This window comes from Shinella zoogloeoides (assembly GCF_020883495.1).
Lineage (GTDB): Bacteria > Pseudomonadota > Alphaproteobacteria > Rhizobiales > Rhizobiaceae > Shinella > Shinella zoogloeoides.
Genome location: NZ_CP086610.1, coordinates 1,399,022 through 1,415,991, shown reverse-complemented (window position 1 = coordinate 1,415,991; position 16,970 = coordinate 1,399,022). Strand labels below are relative to the sequence as shown.

Below are 16,970 nucleotides of genomic sequence, written 5' to 3'. Positions count from 1 at the left end.
CATGCCCGGACCGGGCGGGTCAGAAGCCCGTCGCATACATGCTGTCGGCGCGCGAGATGCGGCCGCCGACGCGGGCAGCATTCTCGAAGTCGCCGGCGCTCGGCTGGAAGATCGCCGAAATCGGCGTCGCGCGGCGCGCCGTCCTGTCGCCGGTCTCGGCGACATTCTCCAATGCGGCATCCGGGACTGTCATGTCGAGAGCGCTTTCGTTATAGGCGATGGCGCGCAGTGCGGCCACGGCAGGCTCCCGCGTTCCGGCATAACGCGAACTGCGCTGGTCCTGCGCCGGCATGCTGTCGAAATATTCGATATAGGCGCGCAGATAGGCCTTGCGGTCGCCCGCGTCGAGGAAATGGCCGTAAGCGGTGTGTTCGCGCTTTTCCAGTTCCGACGTATCAAGATTGTTGCGCTCCGCCTCGGTAAGCGCGGGCTGACTGTAAGCCGTCTCTTCCCGCGTGGCGCTCAGCACCAGAAGCGCGTCCACCGACAGGCTGACCAAAGCGGACGGGTCGTAGCTGCCGCCGGCCAGATGGGCCGTCGATCCAGCCTCGGCATTTTCCTCGGCAACGCTTCCCGCAGCCCGCGTCGCGAGATACGCGAGGCTGTCGCTTGTCGAACCGCTGGCAATCCTGTTCGAAACGTACATTTCCCTCTCCATCGCGGCCGAACCAACTGGAAAACCGGCGTTCTGCGTGGAACTTGCTGCTTCGCTTCCGGGCTACGCCCCGAAGCTTGCGCGAAGCTTGCGCAAGTTAACAAAAGGTTAATGCCCTGATTTTGCGGATGGATTTCACGCATGACGCGCAGATGCACGCCGCCGGAATGCTGGATTTCCAGCAAAAACGGCAAGAGACTCAGCAGACGAGCGCCTGCCGGGTTGCACGAAAACGGTCGGGAATCGGCTAAAGGGCCTGCGCCATCTGCGGCACGATGGGCAGATAGGGGACCGCGAAAAGGTCTTCACGGTCGAAGCGGCTGCCGGTCTTGACCAGCTTGAGCATGCGGCACTCGGTTTCGCTGGTCATGACGGGCGCGATCAGCATGCCGCCGGAAACGAGCTGTTCGGCGAAGAAGCGCGGCAGGGCCGGAAAGGCGGCGGTGACGAGAATGCGGTCGAAGGTCCCCTCGCCCGGCATGCCGTTGCTGCCATCGGCCTGCCGCACGATCACATTGCGGATGCCGGCCTTTTCCATGGACTGCTGCGCATTGGTAACGAGCGTGCGGTAGCGGTCGATGGTCAGCACGCGCTCGGTGAGCCGGCCCATGACGGCGGCGGTGAAGCCGCTGCCGGTGCCGACCTCCAGCACGCGCTGGCCGGCCTTGAGATTGAGCAGGTTGAGCAGGCGGACGGCAAGATCGATGCCTTCGATGAACGAGCCGCAATCCAGCGGCAGCAGACGGCTGGAATAGGCCTCGCCGGCAAACTGCGGCGGCACGAAGAGCGTGCGCGGCGTCTGCTCGACGGCCGTCAGGAGGTCGAGATTGTTGATGCCCTCACCGCGCAGACGCAAAGCCAGCGCGGCAAAACCTTCCTTCTCGATCACCCGCCCCGTGTTCAATCGTCACCCCTTGCGCTGAGCGCGCGCTGCACCCGGTCGAGCACGGTGTAATCCGTGAGGTCGAGCTTCAGGGGCGTCACGGAAATCTTGTGGTTCTTCACCGCATGGATATCCGTGCCCGCACGGAAATCGCCTTTCCGCTCGCCGAAACGCAGCCAGTAATAGGGCAAGCCGCGGCCATCGGCACGTTCCTCGATCGTCAGGCCGAAATCGAGCTTGCCTTGGCTCGTCACCTCGACGCCCTGCAGCTCCGAGGGTGCGCAATTCGGGAAGTTGAGGTTGAAGAAGGTCCAGTCGGGCAGCTCGACATCCATGAGCTGGCGGATCAGCTTCGGCGCGAAGGTTTCCGCCATTTCCCACGGCACGACGCGGCCGCCGGCATGGTTATAGGCCTGGCTCAGCGCCATGGACTTGATGCCCTGCAGCGTGCCCTCGATGGCGCCGGCGATGGTGCCGGAATAGGTCACGTCATCGGCCATGTTCGCGCCGACATTGACGCCGGACAGAACGAGGTCGGGCTTCCTGTCGAGCACTTCGCGCACGCCCATGATGACGCAGTCCGTCGGCGTGCCGCGCAGCGCGAAACGCTTGTCGTCGATCTTGCGCAGGCGCAGCGGCTCGGAAAGCGTCAGCGAATGGGCAAGGCCGCTCTGGTCCGTCTCCGGCGCGACGATCCACACGTCGTCCGTCAGTTCGCGGGCGATCCGCTCGAGGACCGCGAGGCCCTCGGCATGGATGCCGTCGTCATTGGTCAGGAGAATACGCATTCCGTCTCCGCTCAGGCAGCCTTCTCGATCTTCTTCAGTCCGCCCATATAGGGCAGCAGCACGTCAGGCACAGTGATCGAGCCATCCTCGTTGAGGTAGTTTTCCATGACGGCGATCAGCGCGCGGCCGACGGCCGTGCCCGAGCCGTTCAGCGTGTGAACGAACTTCGTCGCCTTGTCGTCCTTGCCGCGATAGCGCGCATTCATGCGGCGGCCCTGGAAATCGCCGCAGACCGAGCAGGACGAGATTTCGCGGAACGTGTCCTGCCCCGGCAGCCAGACTTCGAGGTCGTAGGTCTTGCGTGCGCCAAAGCCCATGTCGCCCGTGCAGAGCGTCATGACGCGGTAGTGCAGGCCGAGGCGCTTGAGAATTTCCTCGGCGCAGGCCGTCATGCGCTCGTGCTCGTCGACGGCGCTTTCCGCATCGGTGATCGAGACCAGCTCGCACTTCATGAACTGGTGCTGGCGCAGCATGCCGCGCGTGTCGCGGCCCGACGAGCCGGCTTCCGAACGGAAGCACGGCGTCAGCGCGGTGAAGCGCAGCGGCAGTTTTTCCTGTTCCAGGATTTCCTCGCGCACGAGGTTGGTGAGCGAGACTTCCGCAGTCGGGATCAGCCAGCGGCCATCCGTGGTGCGGAACAGGTCCTCGGAGAATTTCGGAAGCTGGCCGGTGCCGAACATGGCGTCGTCGCGCACGAGAAGCGGCGCATGAACTTCCGTATAGCCATGGTCCTGCGTGTGAACGTCGATCATGAACTGGCCGAGCGCGCGTTCAAGGCGGGCAAGCTGGCCCTTCAGCACGGTGAAGCGCGAGCCGGCGATCTTGGCGGCAGCCTCGAAATCCATGTAGCCGAGGGCTTCGCCGATTTCGTAATGCTCCAAGGCCTTGTGGTTCCAGCCGGGCTTGCTGCCCCATGTCAGCTTCACGACATTGCCGGTCTCGTCCGAACCGACCGGCACGTCGTCGAGCGGAATGTTGGGAATGCGCGACAGGGCGTCGTTGAGTTCGGCGGTGACCTGGCGCTCCTCCTCCTCGGCGGCGGGGAGCTGGTCCTTGATGGCCGAGACTTCTGCTTTCAGCTTTTCGGCAAGCTCGGCGTTCTTGCTCGCCATCGCAGCGCCGATCTCCTTGGAGGCGGCATTGCGGCGCGACTGCATGTCCTGCGCCTTCTGGATGACGGCGCGGCGCTTCTCGTCGACATCGATCAGCGCCTGGGCAAGAGGGCTTGCGCCGCGCTTGGCGAGGGCAGCGTCAAGAGCGGCGGCGTTGTCGCGGATCCATTTGATATCAAGCATTGTCGTTCCAGGCGTTTCCGTGGATTGAAGCCCCTCCACGCCCGGCAGCGACTAGCGGCAACGCCGCCGACAAAGCGTCAGTCGGCTTTGTCCGGCGTTGCAACGACCTCGTTTTCCGCATCCTGCGCTTCCGAGGCGCGCGCCCGCTGCCGTTCGATGAGTCGGGCCGTGTAGATGGAAATCTCGTAGAGAAGGATGGCCGGCAGTGCAAGGCCGATCTGGGAAACCGGATCGGGCGGCGTCAGCACGGCGGCGACGACGAAGGCGATGACGATCGCATACTTGCGCTTGTCGGCAAGCGCCTTCGAATCGATGAATCCCGACCGCACCAGCAGCGACGAGATCACCGGAAGCTGGAAGACGAGGCCGAAGGCGAAGATCAGCGACATGATGAGGCTGAGATATTCGGAAACCTTGGGCAGAAGCTGGATGGAGACCTGCCCCTCGCCGCCACCCTGTTCCATGGCGAGGAAGAACCACATGACCATGGGCGTGAAGAAGAAATAGACGAGGGCCGCGCCGATCAGGAAGAGGATCGGGGACGCGATGAGGAACGGCAGGAAGGCGGCGCGCTCGTTCTTGTAGAGGCCGGGGGCGACGAACTTGTAGATCTGCTGGGCGATCACCGGAAAGGCGATGACCAGCGCGCCGAACATGGCGACCTTGATCTGCGTGAAGAAGAATTCCTGCGGCGCCGTATAGATCAGCTCGACATTGCGATGGGAAAGCCCCGCCCATTCCACCGCCCACTTGAAGGGCAGGACGAGCAGGTTGAAGAGCTGCTTGGCGAAATAGAAGCAGACGAGGAAGGCGACGAAGAACGCGCCGACGGCCCAGAGCAGGCGCTGGCGAAGTTCGATCAGATGCTCGATGAGCGGCTGGGGCTTGTCGTCAAGATCGCCGCTCATGCCTCGTCCTTCTTGGTCTTTGCAGTCTTCGGCTTTACAGCGGCCGCTTTCCTGGCAGCCGGAGCCTTCTTGGCGGCGGCCTTCGCCTCGCCTTCAGGCTTGGCGGCCGCCTTGCGCGGCTTCGCCACCTTCGCGGCCTCGCCTTCGGCCTTCTTCGACGCCTTGGCGACCGGCTCGGCCTTCAGCGGCGCGGCGGCGACAGGCTCGGCGGAAACCGGCTTGACGGCCTCCACCGGAGCGCTGGAAACGCTCTCGGCGGGCGCGGCGTCGGATGCGGGGGTCGGAGCAAGGCTCGTCGCCTTCTGGAGATCGGATTTGATCTCGTCGCCCATCTGGCGCAGCGGATTGACCGCGTCGCGGATGGTGTTCAGCGGATTAAGCTTCTGCGCCTCGCCGATCGTCTTTCGGACGTCATCGAGGTCCGCTTCGCGCAGCGCCTCATCGAACTGCTGGCGGAAATCGCTCGCCATGCCACGCATCTTGGAAACCATGCGGCCGAACGTTCGCAGCATCTGCGGCAGGTCCTTCGGACCCACCACGATGATCAGAACGATGGCGATGACGAGTATTTCGGTCCAGCCGACATCAAGCATAGGGTATTGTCCTCAAGGGCCGGGAACCGGGGTTCCCGGCCGGATGCCGGTCACTTGGCCTCGTCGGCCTTGTGCTCGACCGTCTTGGACGTATCGGCCGCAGAGGCTTCCTCGTCGGCCATGCCCTTCTTGAAACTCTTGATGCCCTTGGCGACGTCGCCCATCAGTTCCGGAATCTTGCCGCGGCCGAACAGCAGCAGCACAACCACCAGAACGATCAGCCAATGCCAGATGCTGAAAGAACCCATTCCCTTAACTCCCGTTGAAACCTGAACCCCGATTTAAGACGTTCAGCCGTCTTTTTCAAATACCAGTATGTCGCGGTGGTTAGCCGAAAGCGTGACGTCGCGCAATCCGGGCGCCAGTTGATCGGCTCGTACCCGCGCCCGCACCGGCCTGTCCGCCCCGGGAACCGCCAGTTCCAGCAGTTCGACCACCCCGAGAAAACGCCGCGACAATATGCGCGCCGGCGTCTCGCCGCCGGCCTCGTGTACGCTGAGGCCCGAAAGACGCACGGCAACACGCACCGTCTGCCCATCCGCGAAACGCTTGCCGTCCACGTTGCCGAGCGGCGTTTCCACGACGCCGCCGCGCACATGGCCGGAGAACTCGTTGATCTCGGAGAAAAAGGCGGCGGCGAAGATGCTCTGCGGGTTGAGATAGAGCTGCTCGGCCGTGCCGACCTGCACGAGCCGGCCGTCTTTCAACAGCGCGATTCTGTCGCCCATGCGCATCGCCTCCTCGGCGTCATGCGTGACGACGATGGCGCTGGCGCGCGATTTGCGCAGGATAGCCAGCGTATCGGCGCGGATCGAATCCTTGAGGCGCGAATCGAGGCCGGAGAACGGCTCGTCCATCAGCAGCACCGCGGGACGCGGCGCAAGCGCCCGGGCTAGCGCCACCCGCTGCTGCTCGCCGCCCGACAGGACATGGGGATATTTCTGCGCATAATGCGCAAGGCCGACGCGCTCCAGCGCCACCTGCGCTTCAGCCTCGGCCTCGGCGCGCGGCAGGGCCGTCAGGCCGAAACGCACATTGTCGAGCACCGACATATGCGGAAACAGCGCGAAATCCTGGAACATCAGCCCGACGCCGCGCCGCTCGGGCGGCAGGAAGACGGCGGGGCCGGCAATCTCGCGATCATTGAGCAGCACGCGGCCCGAGGTCTGCGCCTCGATGCCGGCCGCGATGCGCAGCAGGGTCGTCTTGCCGGAACCGGACGGACCGAGCAGGCACAGCACTTCCCCCGGCTCCGCGGTCAGCGAGATGCCGCGGATCGTTTCCTTGCTGTGGTAGCTGTGATGGATATCCTCGAAGGCGAGGCGCGCCGCGAAGGTGACCGCCGATGCCCGTCTCGTCTCGATACCATTCCCGCCTGACGGGTCCGAAGCCATTGTCGAAGTCTTTCCCTGCCGCCGGCCGGAGAGCCGGGGCCTATAAGCTTCGCCTATTCGTCTTCTTTTCCGCCCGGTGTCAAGAGACCGAGTTCCTCAAGGTCGAGCTGGGTGATCGGATCCTCGTCCTCCGCAAGCTCGTCCTCGCCCAGCGGCAGCGGCACCTGGAAATTCGACGGGATGCGGCCGGAAAGCAGGCCCGCGCCCTTCAATTCCTCGAGGCCCGGCAGGTCGCGCAATTCTTCAAGGCCGAAATGGTCGAGGAAATCGCGCGTCGTGCCGAAGGTCACGGGCCGGCCCGGCGAGCGGCGACGGCCACGAAAACGCACCCAGCCGGCCTCCATCAGCACGTCGAGCGTGCCCTTGGAGGTCTGCACGCCGCGAATGTCCTCGATTTCGGCGCGCGTCACCGGCTGGTGATAGGCGATGATCGACAGCACTTCGAGCGCGGCGCGCGACAATTTGCGCACCTCGGTCTCGTCCGTGCGAATGACGAAAGACAGGTCCGGCGCGGTGCGGAAGGCCCAGGCGTCGCCGGCCTGCACGAGCTGCACGCCCCGGCCGGCATAAAGCCCCTTCAATTCGCGCAGCACATGCTGCACATCCACACCGCGCGGCAGGCGCTCGGCGATATAGGTCTCGGAGACCGGCCCGGCCGAAGCGAAGACCAGCGCCTCGGCAATGCGCGCCGCCTCGTGCAACCGGCGCGGATCGACGACGATGCCGCCCTCCTCGTGGTCGGAAACCTCTTCGTCCTCAATCACCCCGATCGCTCCCGTCTTCCCCGCCCTCGCCCGCCTTCGGGCCACGGCGAAGATAGATCGGCTGGAAGACGCCGTCCTGCCGAAGCTCCAGCCGCCCCTCCCGCACGAGTTCGAGCGTCGCGGCGAAGGCGCTGGCGATCGCCGTCGTGCGCTCGGCGGGATCGCTCAGATAGCGCAGCATGAAATGGTCGAGCGCGGTCCAGTCGTCATCGAAATCGCCGATCAGCAGTTGCAGGATCTCGCGGGCGTCGGAAAGCGACCAGACGCTGCGTTTCTCGATGGTAACCTGCGTGACCGCGTGGCGCTGGCGCAGCGACGCATAGGCATTGAGCAGATCGTAAAGCGAAGCCTCGAAGGCCGAGCGGCGCTCCGTGGGGATATGTTCCGGCATGCCGCGGGCGAAGACGTCGCGGCCGAGGCGGTTGCGGTTGACGAGCTTGGTGGCGGCGTCGCGCATCGCTTCCAGCCGCTTGAGGCGGAAAGCGAGGCTTGCCGCCATCTCCTCGCCGGAAGGGCCCTCGTCCTTGGCCTGCCGGGGGATCAGCAGGCGGGATTTCAGATAGGCGAGCCATGCCGCCATGACGAGGTAATCGGCGGCAAGCTCGATGCGGATCTTCCGCGCCTTGTCGATGAAGGCGAGATATTGCTCGGCGAGCGCCAGCACGGAGATGCGGGTGAGGTCCACCTTCTGCGTGCGGGCAAGGTGCAGGAGCAGGTCGAGCGGGCCTTCGAAGCCGGCAAGGTCGACGACGAGACTTTCCTCGGAAAGTCCCCGCCCCGCGGCGTCGTCCTGCCACAGGTCCTCCATCGGCGCATCCGCGCCGCGGCCCTTCCTCGGTGGCTTCGACCCCGTTACCTGCACATCGCCCCTCTTCGACCCGGTCGCAGCCGTCAGGCCACCGCGATCATGGCGTTGAATTCCTCGCGCAGCGCCTGCTCGTCCGCCCCATCCGGCGCCGGGAAGGCCGCGCGCACCGCATTCGCCCGCCGCAGGCTTTCGCCCGAAAGTGGCGGAGCGTTCTCGGCCACCTGTATCATTTCCTCCATGATGCCATGGCAATGCAACACCATGTCGAGGCCGGCGGCGACGATTCCCCGGGTTCTTTCGGCAATATCGCCGCGAAGCGCGTTCATCGACACGTCGTCGGACATCAGCAGGCCGTCGAAGCCCATATGGCCGCGGATGATCTCCTCCACCACCTTCGCCGAGGTCGTCGCCGGGGTATCGGCGTCGATTGAGGTGAAGACGATATGCGCGGACATCGCCATCAGCTCGTCCTTCATGCGGCGGAAGGGCACGAAATCGCAGGCTTCCAATTCTTCGCGGGTCGCATGCACCACCGGCAGGTCGTGATGCGAATCGACCATGGTGCGGCCATGGCCCGGCATGTGCTTCATGATCGGCAGCAAACCGCCCGCCTTCAGCCCCTCGGCAGCCGCCTTGCCCATGATCGAGACGATCTCCGGCTCCTGCCCGTAGGCGCGGTTGCCGATGACATCGTGAACACCCGGAACGGCAACGTCGAGCACCGGCAGGCAATCCACGTTGATGCCGAGGCGCAGGAGATCGAAGGCGTGCAGGCGCGACATCAGCCACGCGGCGCGCAGCCCCTTCTCTTCGTCCGCGCGGAAAATCGCGCCGAGCGCGGCGGCGTTCGGATATTGCTGGACGTAAGGCGGCTTGATGCGCTGGACGCGGCCGCCCTCCTGGTCGATCAGGACGGGGATATCCGCTCCGCCGCCGATGCAGTCGCGCATCTCCGCCGTCAGGTCCGCAATCTGTTGCGGCTCGCCGATATTGCGGCCGAAGAGGATGAAGCCCCAGGGCCGCTCGCTGCGGAAGAAGGCCTTTTCGTCGGCGGTGAGGCTCAGGCCCTTGCAGCCCGAAATGAAGGATTTCGATTCGCTCATGTCCGCAATCTTAGATGTTGGATTGGAAAAGACGAGGGGCGCGGACATGGTCCGCGCCCCTCGGGGAAAGTCCACGCTGGCCTCAGCGGGTGACGAGGCAGCTACCGCCCGCGCTCTTGTAGCGGCTGCAGAGGGCGTTGGCCTCCTCGCGCGAGCCGGCGGGGATGCGAATGCGGAAGAAGGTGCCCTTGTTGGGGATTTCCGCCTTCTTGATATCCACGCCCCGGCCGCCGATGACGCCCGAGAACTTCGAGGAGAGCGACTTGTAGGTCTTCTGCGCCTCGGCTTCGGAAGGAAGCGAGGCGATCTGGATGACGTAGCTGCCAGGGGCAACGGCGGCGACTTCGGTCTGTTCCGCCGTCTTCTGGGTTTGCGTCGCCGCTGCGGTCTGCTTGGCTGCGATATTGCCGTTCTCGGTGACGGTCTCGACCACGTTGACGGGCTGGTCGACGGGGCGGGTGCCCGGAACCGGCGCCTTGTCGCCCTTGGCGGCCGTGCCGTCCGCGCCGATGGTGGTCGTCTTCACCGTGCGCACCGGCGCGGCGTCATCGACCTGCGTATCGGCAACCTCGGCAAGCGCCGAGCGGGGCTGGCCCCCTGCCGTCTGTTCCGCGCGGAGCGACGCGTCTGCGTCGATCACCGCATTGGCCGTTGCACCGCCGGAGGCGCTGCCGGTGGTCGCGGTCGCCTTCGCATCGAGGTCTGCGGTCTCTTCCGCGGGCGCGGCAACCGTATCCTCGCGGGCGACGAGCGTGCCGTCCGGCTTGACGATCATGGTCTTGACCTTGCGCGGCGAGACGACCGGCTTGCCGGCGGCCTCGGACGAGGCCGTTTCCGGCTCGTCGACGCCGGGCAGCAGGCGGCTCTGGTCGTCGGCGGCGTCAGCCGTATCGGGACCGTCCTCCGGCCCGTCGAACGGCAGGGTTTCCGGCGTCAGCGTGCGCTGCACGACGTCGACCGGCTCTTCCGTGGAGGTGACAAGCTGTTCCTGCTGCGGCGCATTGGCGGTGTCGCCGGCAACGCGATCATAGACGGCCTTGTCCTGGTTCGGCACGGTCTTGCCGCCCTTTTCGGCGGGCACGACCTTGATCGGGTCCTTGTCCGCAAGGATGACGCGCGGCTCACCCGAGCTGGCCGAGCCGCCCGTGAAGGCGGACCACGCATAGACACCCGTGCCGCCGACCAGCAGAAGCCCGGCGATCGACGCGGCGATCAGCAGGCCCCGGCGCGGACGCGCAGCCTCGTCGTCGTAGCCGTCACCAGCATAGAGGACGTTCGCCTGGCCGGGATCGACCGGGATCGCCATGCGCTCGGGCTGGTTCAGGGAACGGCGGAAGTCTTCCTCCAGCGCGCGCTCGAAATCGTCGACATCGTTGATCTGCGTCACCGGCTGGGCGACGGCGGCGGAAGCCGCGGCGACGGCTGCGCGCACCGGCAGATCCTCGGCGCGCGGCTTTGCAACCGGCTCGCTGAAGAGCTGGGCCATTTCCGCATCGATATCCAGGTCGTAGTCGGGCTGGTAGACCGGCGGCTTTTCCTTCTCGATGACGGGAAGCTGCGGCACATCGAGTTCCGTGACGGGTGAAACGCCCACATCGGTCTCGGCGATCATCGTCGGGTCGAAGGGCAGCGCACCGTCATTGGTCTCGACGGCAACCGGCTGCGGCTTCGTATAGGTGGAAACCGGAACGGCAACGGCCGGCTCGCGGCGCACGGGCGTTTCGACGGCGACGGGCTGCGGCACGACCGAGACCTTCGCCTCGACCGGCTTAACCGCCGGCGTCGCAGCGCCTTCATCCAGCGTGAAATCCGACAGGTCGAGATCGATATCGGAAAGGTCGAACTCCATGTTCTCGAAATCGAGCTCGGGTTCGGCGACAGGCGCTGCAGCCACGACCGGCTCCCGGCGCGCTTCGACGACGGGCGTCTGCACGGCCTGAACCGGCGCGATCACGGGTTCGACAACGGGCGCAGCAACCGTTTCGACGACCGGCTCACGGTGGACCCGGGGCGTCGCGCGGCCGAAGATGGCCGAGATGTTGGCCGGCGTGTTCCCGCGGGCCGTAACCGCAGCAGCGGCGGCAACGGTGGCGGCCGCGAGCGGAGAACGGGCCTCCGGCACGGGGAAGCTCTCGATTTCCGCGAGCAGGTCGTCGTGATCGTAGCTTTCGCCCTTTTCGACGGACTCGACCTGATAGACCGGCTCGGCCTCGAAGACGGGTTCGCTCGCCTGGACCTGCCAGGCCGCTTCGGCTTCGGCCGCGGAGCGGGCGCGCTCCTCCCGTGTCTCGTGCGCAATGTCCGCTACGAACTGCGGCTCCTCTCCCGCATAAGCAGCAGGCTCGGCATGAAACGGTTCCGCCTGCGCGATGCTGGCTTCAACAGGCATCCAGCTATCGAAGCTCGGCTCGATATTCGTCTCGACGGCAGCGACGGCGACCGGCAGCGGCTCGACGAAGGATGCGTCGGCCAGAAGATCGTCGGCAAAACCGTCGCCGATGGAAAGCTCAAGCTCACGTTCCAGATCGAGACCGATCTCGTCGGCAAATCCCGCGTCCGCCGCCAGCGGCTGGAGGCCGAGGAAGGTCGGCTGCGGCTCGGCAGCAAGGACAGGTTCCGAAAAATGCGGTTCGACGGCCACATCCTGGCGCACCGGCTCCTCGAAGCGCGGCTCGAACCGGTCGGCGAAGGCGTGGCCGGCATGGATGACCGGTTCGACCTCGACCGAGGGAACGTCATGGATGGACGTCTCCAGCTCGTCGGCGAGAAGCAGTGCCGGATCGGCAGCCGTTTCCGGCGCGGGATCGAAGGACGGCACGTCGGCGAAAGCCGGCTCATGATGATACGGGCCGTCGGCGGAGAAGCCCCGCATCGGCGCTTCATCGATGACGAACGCCTGCTCCTGCGCGACCGGCGCAGGCGCTTCGAAGACGGGCTCGACGTGAAGCGGCGCCGCCCTTTCGGCGACGACCGGCTCGACGGCGACGTAGCTCGACGGCGCGTCGTACTGTTCGAAGGCGCGGAGAAGTTCATCCTCAAGGGCGAGGACGGGGTTCTCGTACCGGGGCGCGGGCTGCGCGCCCTCGGCAAAGGAACGATCGACGCCCTGGACCGGGCGCGGCTCGAAGTTGACGAGACGGGCAAGCTCGCTCAACGGATCGTCGTCTGCCAAGAGATCCGTGTCAGCGGTTCCGCTTCGCGCGAAGTTCTTGTCTGCCATACTGCTTCCCACTCACAAGCTACAAAGGTGCATTTGCCAGCTTATTGTGGGTAAATGGTGACGTTATCGCATTTCATCCGGTGCGGCGGTGCCTGTAATGGACAGGCCCGACTTAAGAACAGACGCGACAGCGTGCACCAGCCCAAGTCTGGCGATACTCAATTCTCTATTTTTATCGTTAACAAACCGTAATTCCGGCTGCTCTTTACCCTTGTTCCAGTGTCCATGGAACGCGCTGGCAAGATCATAGAGGTAAAACGCGATGCGATGAGGCTCCTGAGCCACCGCCGCGCCTTCGACGACACGCGGATATTCTGCGAGCTTCGCAAGAAGCTGCAACTCGCTGGGATCCGAGATGTTTCCGGCAATCGCGCCGGCAAGATCGAGCGAGGCGATATCGAGGCCGGGGAAGGCTTCCGCAGCCTGACGGAACACCGACATGCAGCGCGCATGCGCATACTGCACATAGAAGACCGGATTGTCCTTGGACTGCTCCGTGACCTTGGCGAAGTCGAAGTCGAGCGGCTCGCTGTTCTTGCGATAGAGCATCATGAAGCGCACCGAATCGCGGCCGACTTCCTCGACCACGTCGCGCAGGGTGACGAAGTCGCCGGAGCGCTTCGACATCTTCACCGGCTCGCCGTTGCGGTAGAGCTTGACGAGCTGGCACAGCAGCACGGTCAGCTTCGCCTTACCCTCGGAGACAGCGCGGGCGACGGCTTCCAGACGCTTGACGTAACCGCCATGGTCGGCGCCGAGCACATAGATCATCTCGTCGAAGCCGCGGTCGAACTTGTCCTTGAAGTAGGCGACGTCGGCGGCGAAGTAGGTATAGGAACCGTCCGACTTGATTAGCGGGCGGTCGATATCGTCGCCCACCTCGGTCGAGCGGAAGAGCGTCTGCTCGCGGTCTTCCCAGTCTTCCGGAAGCTGCCCCTTCGGCGGCGGCAGCACGCCCTTGTAGACATGCCCCTTGAAGGTCAGGTCATTGATGGCGGTGCGGATCGGCGCACCGTTGCCGGCGTGCAGCGACCGCTCCGAGAAGAAGATATCGTGGTGGACGTTGAGGGCGGCGAGGTCCTCGCGGATCATCGCCATCATCATCGCGATGGTCTTTTCCTTGACGATGGGCATCCACTGATGCTCGGGCATGGCGCGCAGCGACGTGCCGTGCTCGGCCGCCAGCGCCTCGCCGACGGGAACCAGATAGTCGCCCGGATAAAGGCCCGACGGGATTTCTCCGATGGCCTCGCCCAGCGCCTCGCGGTAACGCAGGAAAGCGGAGCGGGCCAGGACGTCGATCTGCGAGCCGGCGTCGTTGATGTAGTATTCCTTCGTCACGTCATAGCCGGCGAAGGCGAGCAGGTTGGCGAGCGCATCGCCCACCACCGCGCCGCGGCAATGGCCAACATGCATCGGGCCCGTCGGATTGGCCGAGACATATTCGACATTGACCTTGCGGCCCGCGCCGAGCGAGCCGCGCCCGTAATCCGCGCCGGCCTTGACGACGGCTGCCAGCAACTTCTGCCAGTAGGCGACGGAAAGGCGCACATTGATGAAGCCCGGCCCGGCGACGCTGACGTCGGCGACTTCAGGATCGTTCTTCAGCTCGGCGACGATGAGATCGGCAAGCGCGCGCGGATTGAGGCCGAGCGGCTTTGCGAGAACCATCGCCGCATTGGTCGCGACATCGCCATGGCTCTGGTCGCGCGGCGGTTCGACGCTGATGCGGCCGAAGTCGAGTTCGGATCGTTTTTCACGCACGATCTCGAGATTTTCGAGTACGGTTTTGATTCTGCTGTCGAAATCTGTAAAAAGGTTCATCTCATCCATCCGCGCGCAGCGGCCCCTTTTGGGGCCAGGCCTGCGAAGAAGTTCAGGTGGGCGGGTGACTATCGCAATTCGGGGGTATGGTCAAACAGACGGCGATGCGTGTTGATCGCGTAGTTGTCGGTCATTCCCGCAAGATAATCGCCGACATGGCGGGCGCGCGCCGATTCCGGCATGGTCGCGATCCGGTCCACCCAATAGTGGCCCTGCATGAGCTGCGGGTCGTCCATATAGGCGTGGTAGAGGTCGGTGAGGATCGAGGCGGCGTTCGCCCTCACCCGCATCACTTCCGGGTGGCGGTAGATGCGCGAGAACAGCAGCTTCTTGATCTGCTTGTCCGTCACCGACATTTCTTCCGAGAAGGTGGCAAGGCAGCGATGGGCCTTGCGCACGTCCTCGGCGCTTTCGGGACGCTCCTCGCGGATCGCCTGCTGCGCATAGCTGATGACGTCCTCGACCATGGCGGTGATTTGCCGGCGCATGATCTCATGGGTGAAGCGCGCGTCCTCCAGCCCCGGATAACGATCGCGCACTTCCTTCATCAGTTTCGCGAGGAACGGCACCTCCTCCAGCATCTCGAAATCGAGGAAACCGGAGCGCAGGCCGTCGTCGATATCGTGGGTGTTGTAGGCGATGTCGTCGGCAATCGCCGCCACCTGCGCCTCCAGGCTGGCGAAACTGCCGAGTTCGAGATCGTGCACGGCGCAATATTCGAGAATCGGCCGCGGCACGTCTTCCCCATGCGTGCATTTGCCCGTCGGGCCGATCAGCGGCCCATTGTGCTTGACGAGGCCTTCCAGGCTTTCCCAGGTAAGGTTCAGCCCGTCGAAATCGGCGTAACGCCGTTCCAGCTTGGTGACGATACGCAGCGATTGCGCATTGTGATCGAAGCCGCCGAAAGGTTCGAGAACCTCGTGCAGCGCGTCCTCACCGGTATGGCCGAAGGGCGTGTGGCCGAAATCGTGCACCAGCGCGACGCCTTCGGCGAGGTCCTCGTCGAGCTTCAGGGCACGGGCCAGCGCGCGGGCGATCTGCGCCACCTCGATCGTATGGGTCAGGCGCGTGCGATAATGATCGCCGTCGGCGGCGATGAAGACCTGCGTCTTGTGCTTGAGGCGGCGGAAGGCGGTCGTGTGGACGATACGGTCTCGGTCGCGCTGGAAGTCCGAGCGCGTCGGGCTTTCCCCCTCCGGGAAAAGCCGCCCTCGGGTCGCCCAGGGGTCGGATGCATAGAGGGCGCGTTGTCCGGCGCCGAAGCCCAGCGCATGTCTGTCAAACGTCATTCGTCACCTGCATTCACGCCGCCCATTGACGCGGCCTCAATGCCTTCATACCTATAGTGTGCATAGCGGCAAGCCCGCCCGCAAGCTGCGCATGAAATGCAAGCCTTTTCAGGGCCTTGCCGAAAGCGCTTCGAGCGAGGCCGGGCTTCGGGCGCAAGACTGGCCCACCGCAGCAGGCAAGCGATTCTCTCCGGATCTTGACCCCGGCAGGAGGCAGACATGACCGACAAGTCCGTAACCATCTCCGACGCCGCCGCAAGGCGCATCGCGTCCATCCTCGGCGCATCGCCGGAAAAACAGGCCCTGCGCGTGTCAGTCGAAGGCGGCGGCTGCTCCGGCTTTTCCTACAAGTTCGACCTTGTCGAAGACCGCCAGGACGACGACCTTCTCCTCGAAAAGGACGACGCCCGGGTGCTGATCGACCAGCTTTCCCTCGTCTATATGGACGGCTCGGAGATCGACTGCGTCGATAACCTGCTCGGCCAGTCCTTCCAGATCAGGAATCCGAACGCCGTCGCAAGCTGCGGCTGCGGCACCAGCTTCTCGATCTGACCGCAACCTTCAGGAAGAAAACCCGCATGCCGATCAAGATCGCCACCTGGAACATCAACGGCGTGCGGGCACGCCTCGACAATCTGGTCGCATGGCTGAAGGAATCCAGTCCCGACATCGTCGGGCTGCAGGAAATCAAGACCGTCGACGAGGGCTTTCCGCGCGCCGAGATCGAGGCGCTCGGCTACCATGTCGAGACCCATGGCCAGAAGGGCTTCAACGGTGTCGCGCTCCTTTCGAAGATTCGCCCCGACGAGGTGAACCGCGGCCTTCCCGGCGGCGACGGCGACGAGCAGTCCCGCTTCATGGAAGGCGTCTTCTCCGTCAAGGGCGGCGTCATCCGCTTCTGCTGCCTCTATCTTCCGAACGGCAACCCGCCGGACGATCCGGTGAAATATCCCTACAAGCTCTCGTGGATGGACCGGCTCGCCGCCTTCGCCGAGGACCGGCTTGCGCTGGAGGAGCCGCTGATCCTCGCCGGCGACTACAATGTCATTCCCGAGCCGCACGACTGCTGGGATGTGAAGGCGTGGGAGAAGGATGCGCTCTACCTGCCGCCGACCCGCCAGGCCTTCCGCCGTCTCGAAAATCTCGGCTTCACCGATGCCGTGCGCGCGTCCACGGACGCCGCGCCGCTCTATACGTTCTGGGATTATCAGGCGGGGTGCTGGCCGAAGAACAACGGCATCCGCATCGACCACCTCATGCTGTCGGCCGAAGCCTCCGACCGCCTCGTCTCGACGGGCATCGAGAAGCATGTACGCAACTGGGAAAAGCCGTCGGACCACGTTCCGGTGGTGGCGGTGCTGGATTTCGCGGCTGTCTGAGACAAACTCCTACAAGGCCGTCGTCATCCTCGGCCTTGTGCCGAGGATTCGCCAAAGTATCGAGAAA

General features: G+C 64.7%; 16 protein-coding genes. 2 read left to right on the top strand and 14 right to left on the bottom strand.

All coding sequences use genetic code 11. From position 1 onward, the window contains the following. Positions 1-19: 19 nt before the first annotated feature. From K8M09_RS07155 to K8M09_RS07090, 14 genes are all read right to left on the bottom strand, one after another. A complete protein-coding gene (locus K8M09_RS07155; RefSeq protein ID WP_160784618.1) occupies positions 20-646 on the bottom strand; it encodes a biotin biosynthesis protein BioC in 627 nt (208 codons plus the stop codon). Positions 647-902: 256 nt separating this feature from the next. Beyond that, positions 903-1,559 (bottom strand): protein-L-isoaspartate(D-aspartate) O-methyltransferase, encoded by a 657-nt coding sequence (locus tag K8M09_RS07150; RefSeq protein WP_160784619.1) that lies wholly within the window; start codon positions 1,557-1,559, stop codon positions 903-905. Then, positions 1,556-2,326, bottom strand: a complete 771-nt coding sequence (gene surE / locus K8M09_RS07145; protein ID WP_160784620.1) for a 5'/3'-nucleotidase SurE — start codon at positions 2,324-2,326, stop codon at positions 1,556-1,558. The genes K8M09_RS07150 and surE overlap by 4 nt, the downstream gene beginning before the upstream one ends. 11 nt (positions 2,327-2,337) lie before the next feature. Beyond that, the gene (gene serS, locus K8M09_RS07140) at positions 2,338-3,621 is read right to left on the bottom strand and encodes a serine--tRNA ligase (RefSeq protein WP_160784621.1); all 1,284 of its coding nucleotides are present in this window, start codon (positions 3,619-3,621) and stop codon (positions 2,338-2,340) included. Positions 3,622-3,698: 77 nt separating this feature from the next. Beyond that, on the bottom strand, positions 3,699-4,529 hold the full coding sequence (gene tatC / locus K8M09_RS07135; protein WP_160784622.1) for a twin-arginine translocase subunit TatC: 831 nt from the start codon (positions 4,527-4,529) through the stop codon (positions 3,699-3,701). Continuing rightward, positions 4,526-5,122, bottom strand: coding sequence for a Sec-independent protein translocase protein TatB (gene tatB, locus K8M09_RS07130; RefSeq protein WP_160784623.1), 597 nt, complete (start codon positions 5,120-5,122; stop codon positions 4,526-4,528). Before tatB ends, tatC begins: the two co-directional genes overlap by 4 nt. A 50-nt stretch (positions 5,123-5,172) precedes the next feature. Continuing rightward, on the bottom strand, positions 5,173-5,370 hold the full coding sequence (locus K8M09_RS07125; protein WP_160784624.1) for a twin-arginine translocase TatA/TatE family subunit: 198 nt from the start codon (positions 5,368-5,370) through the stop codon (positions 5,173-5,175). Between the two features lie 42 nt (positions 5,371-5,412). Continuing rightward, positions 5,413-6,516 carry an ABC transporter ATP-binding protein gene (locus tag K8M09_RS07120; RefSeq protein ID WP_160784625.1) on the bottom strand — a complete coding sequence of 368 codons (1,104 nt, stop codon included), beginning with the start codon at positions 6,514-6,516 and terminating at the stop codon, positions 5,413-5,415. Positions 6,517-6,569: 53 nt separating this feature from the next. Further along, a complete protein-coding gene (scpB, locus tag K8M09_RS07115; protein WP_229342186.1) occupies positions 6,570-7,280 on the bottom strand; it encodes an SMC-Scp complex subunit ScpB in 711 nt (236 codons plus the stop codon). Then, the gene (locus K8M09_RS07110; RefSeq protein WP_160784626.1) at positions 7,273-8,088 is read right to left on the bottom strand and encodes a segregation and condensation protein A; all 816 of its coding nucleotides are present in this window, start codon (positions 8,086-8,088) and stop codon (positions 7,273-7,275) included. Before K8M09_RS07110 ends, scpB begins: the two co-directional genes overlap by 8 nt. An 83-nt stretch (positions 8,089-8,171) precedes the next feature. Continuing rightward, entirely contained in the window at positions 8,172-9,191 is a 1,020-nt protein-coding gene (nagZ, locus tag K8M09_RS07105; RefSeq protein WP_160784627.1) for a beta-N-acetylhexosaminidase, read from the bottom strand. A gap of 82 nt (positions 9,192-9,273) precedes the next feature. Continuing rightward, on the bottom strand, positions 9,274-12,411 hold the full coding sequence (locus tag K8M09_RS07100) for an SPOR domain-containing protein (RefSeq protein WP_160784628.1): 3,138 nt from the start codon (positions 12,409-12,411) through the stop codon (positions 9,274-9,276). A 63-nt stretch (positions 12,412-12,474) separates the two neighbouring features. Next, positions 12,475-14,235, bottom strand: a complete 1,761-nt coding sequence (gene argS / locus K8M09_RS07095; protein WP_160784629.1) for an arginine--tRNA ligase — start codon at positions 14,233-14,235, stop codon at positions 12,475-12,477. Positions 14,236-14,303: 68 nt separating this feature from the next. Beyond that, positions 14,304-15,524, bottom strand: a complete 1,221-nt coding sequence (locus K8M09_RS07090; protein ID WP_160784630.1) for a deoxyguanosinetriphosphate triphosphohydrolase — start codon at positions 15,522-15,524, stop codon at positions 14,304-14,306. Between the two features lie 219 nt (positions 15,525-15,743). On the opposite strand from K8M09_RS07090, the gene K8M09_RS07085 reads away from it, so the two are divergent. Together K8M09_RS07085 and xth are read left to right on the top strand one after the other, a co-directional pair. Then, positions 15,744-16,076, top strand: a complete 333-nt coding sequence (locus K8M09_RS07085; RefSeq protein ID WP_160784631.1) for a HesB/IscA family protein — start codon at positions 15,744-15,746, stop codon at positions 16,074-16,076. Between the two features lie 32 nt (positions 16,077-16,108). Further along, positions 16,109-16,903 carry an exodeoxyribonuclease III gene (gene xth, locus K8M09_RS07080; protein WP_160785002.1) on the top strand — a complete coding sequence of 265 codons (795 nt, stop codon included), beginning with the start codon at positions 16,109-16,111 and terminating at the stop codon, positions 16,901-16,903. The last annotated feature ends 67 nt before the right edge of the window (positions 16,904-16,970 follow it).

Coding starts and splice junctions, on each gene's coding strand:
- K8M09_RS07125 (WP_160784624.1), bottom strand. CDS start 5,370: ATGGGTTCTTTCAGCATCTGGCATTGGCTGATCGTTCTGGTGGTTGTG.
- tatB (WP_160784623.1), bottom strand. CDS start 5,122: ATGCTTGATGTCGGCTGGACCGAAATACTCGTCATCGCCATCGTTCTG.
- argS (WP_160784629.1), bottom strand. CDS start 14,235: ATGAACCTTTTTACAGATTTCGACAGCAGAATCAAAACCGTACTCGAA.
- K8M09_RS07155 (WP_160784618.1), bottom strand. CDS start 646: ATGTACGTTTCGAACAGGATTGCCAGCGGTTCGACAAGCGACAGCCTC.
- K8M09_RS07085 (WP_160784631.1), top strand. CDS start 15,744: ATGACCGACAAGTCCGTAACCATCTCCGACGCCGCCGCAAGGCGCATC.
- nagZ (WP_160784627.1), bottom strand. CDS start 9,191: ATGAGCGAATCGAAATCCTTCATTTCGGGCTGCAAGGGCCTGAGCCTC.
- tatC (WP_160784622.1), bottom strand. CDS start 4,529: ATGAGCGGCGATCTTGACGACAAGCCCCAGCCGCTCATCGAGCATCTG.
- K8M09_RS07120 (WP_160784625.1), bottom strand. CDS start 6,516: ATGGCTTCGGACCCGTCAGGCGGGAATGGTATCGAGACGAGACGGGCA.
- K8M09_RS07100 (WP_160784628.1), bottom strand. CDS start 12,411: ATGGCAGACAAGAACTTCGCGCGAAGCGGAACCGCTGACACGGATCTC.
- serS (WP_160784621.1), bottom strand. CDS start 3,621: ATGCTTGATATCAAATGGATCCGCGACAACGCCGCCGCTCTTGACGCT.
- K8M09_RS07090 (WP_160784630.1), bottom strand. CDS start 15,524: ATGACGTTTGACAGACATGCGCTGGGCTTCGGCGCCGGACAACGCGCC.
- K8M09_RS07110 (WP_160784626.1), bottom strand. CDS start 8,088: ATGGAGGACCTGTGGCAGGACGACGCCGCGGGGCGGGGACTTTCCGAG.
- surE (WP_160784620.1), bottom strand. CDS start 2,326: ATGCGTATTCTCCTGACCAATGACGACGGCATCCATGCCGAGGGCCTC.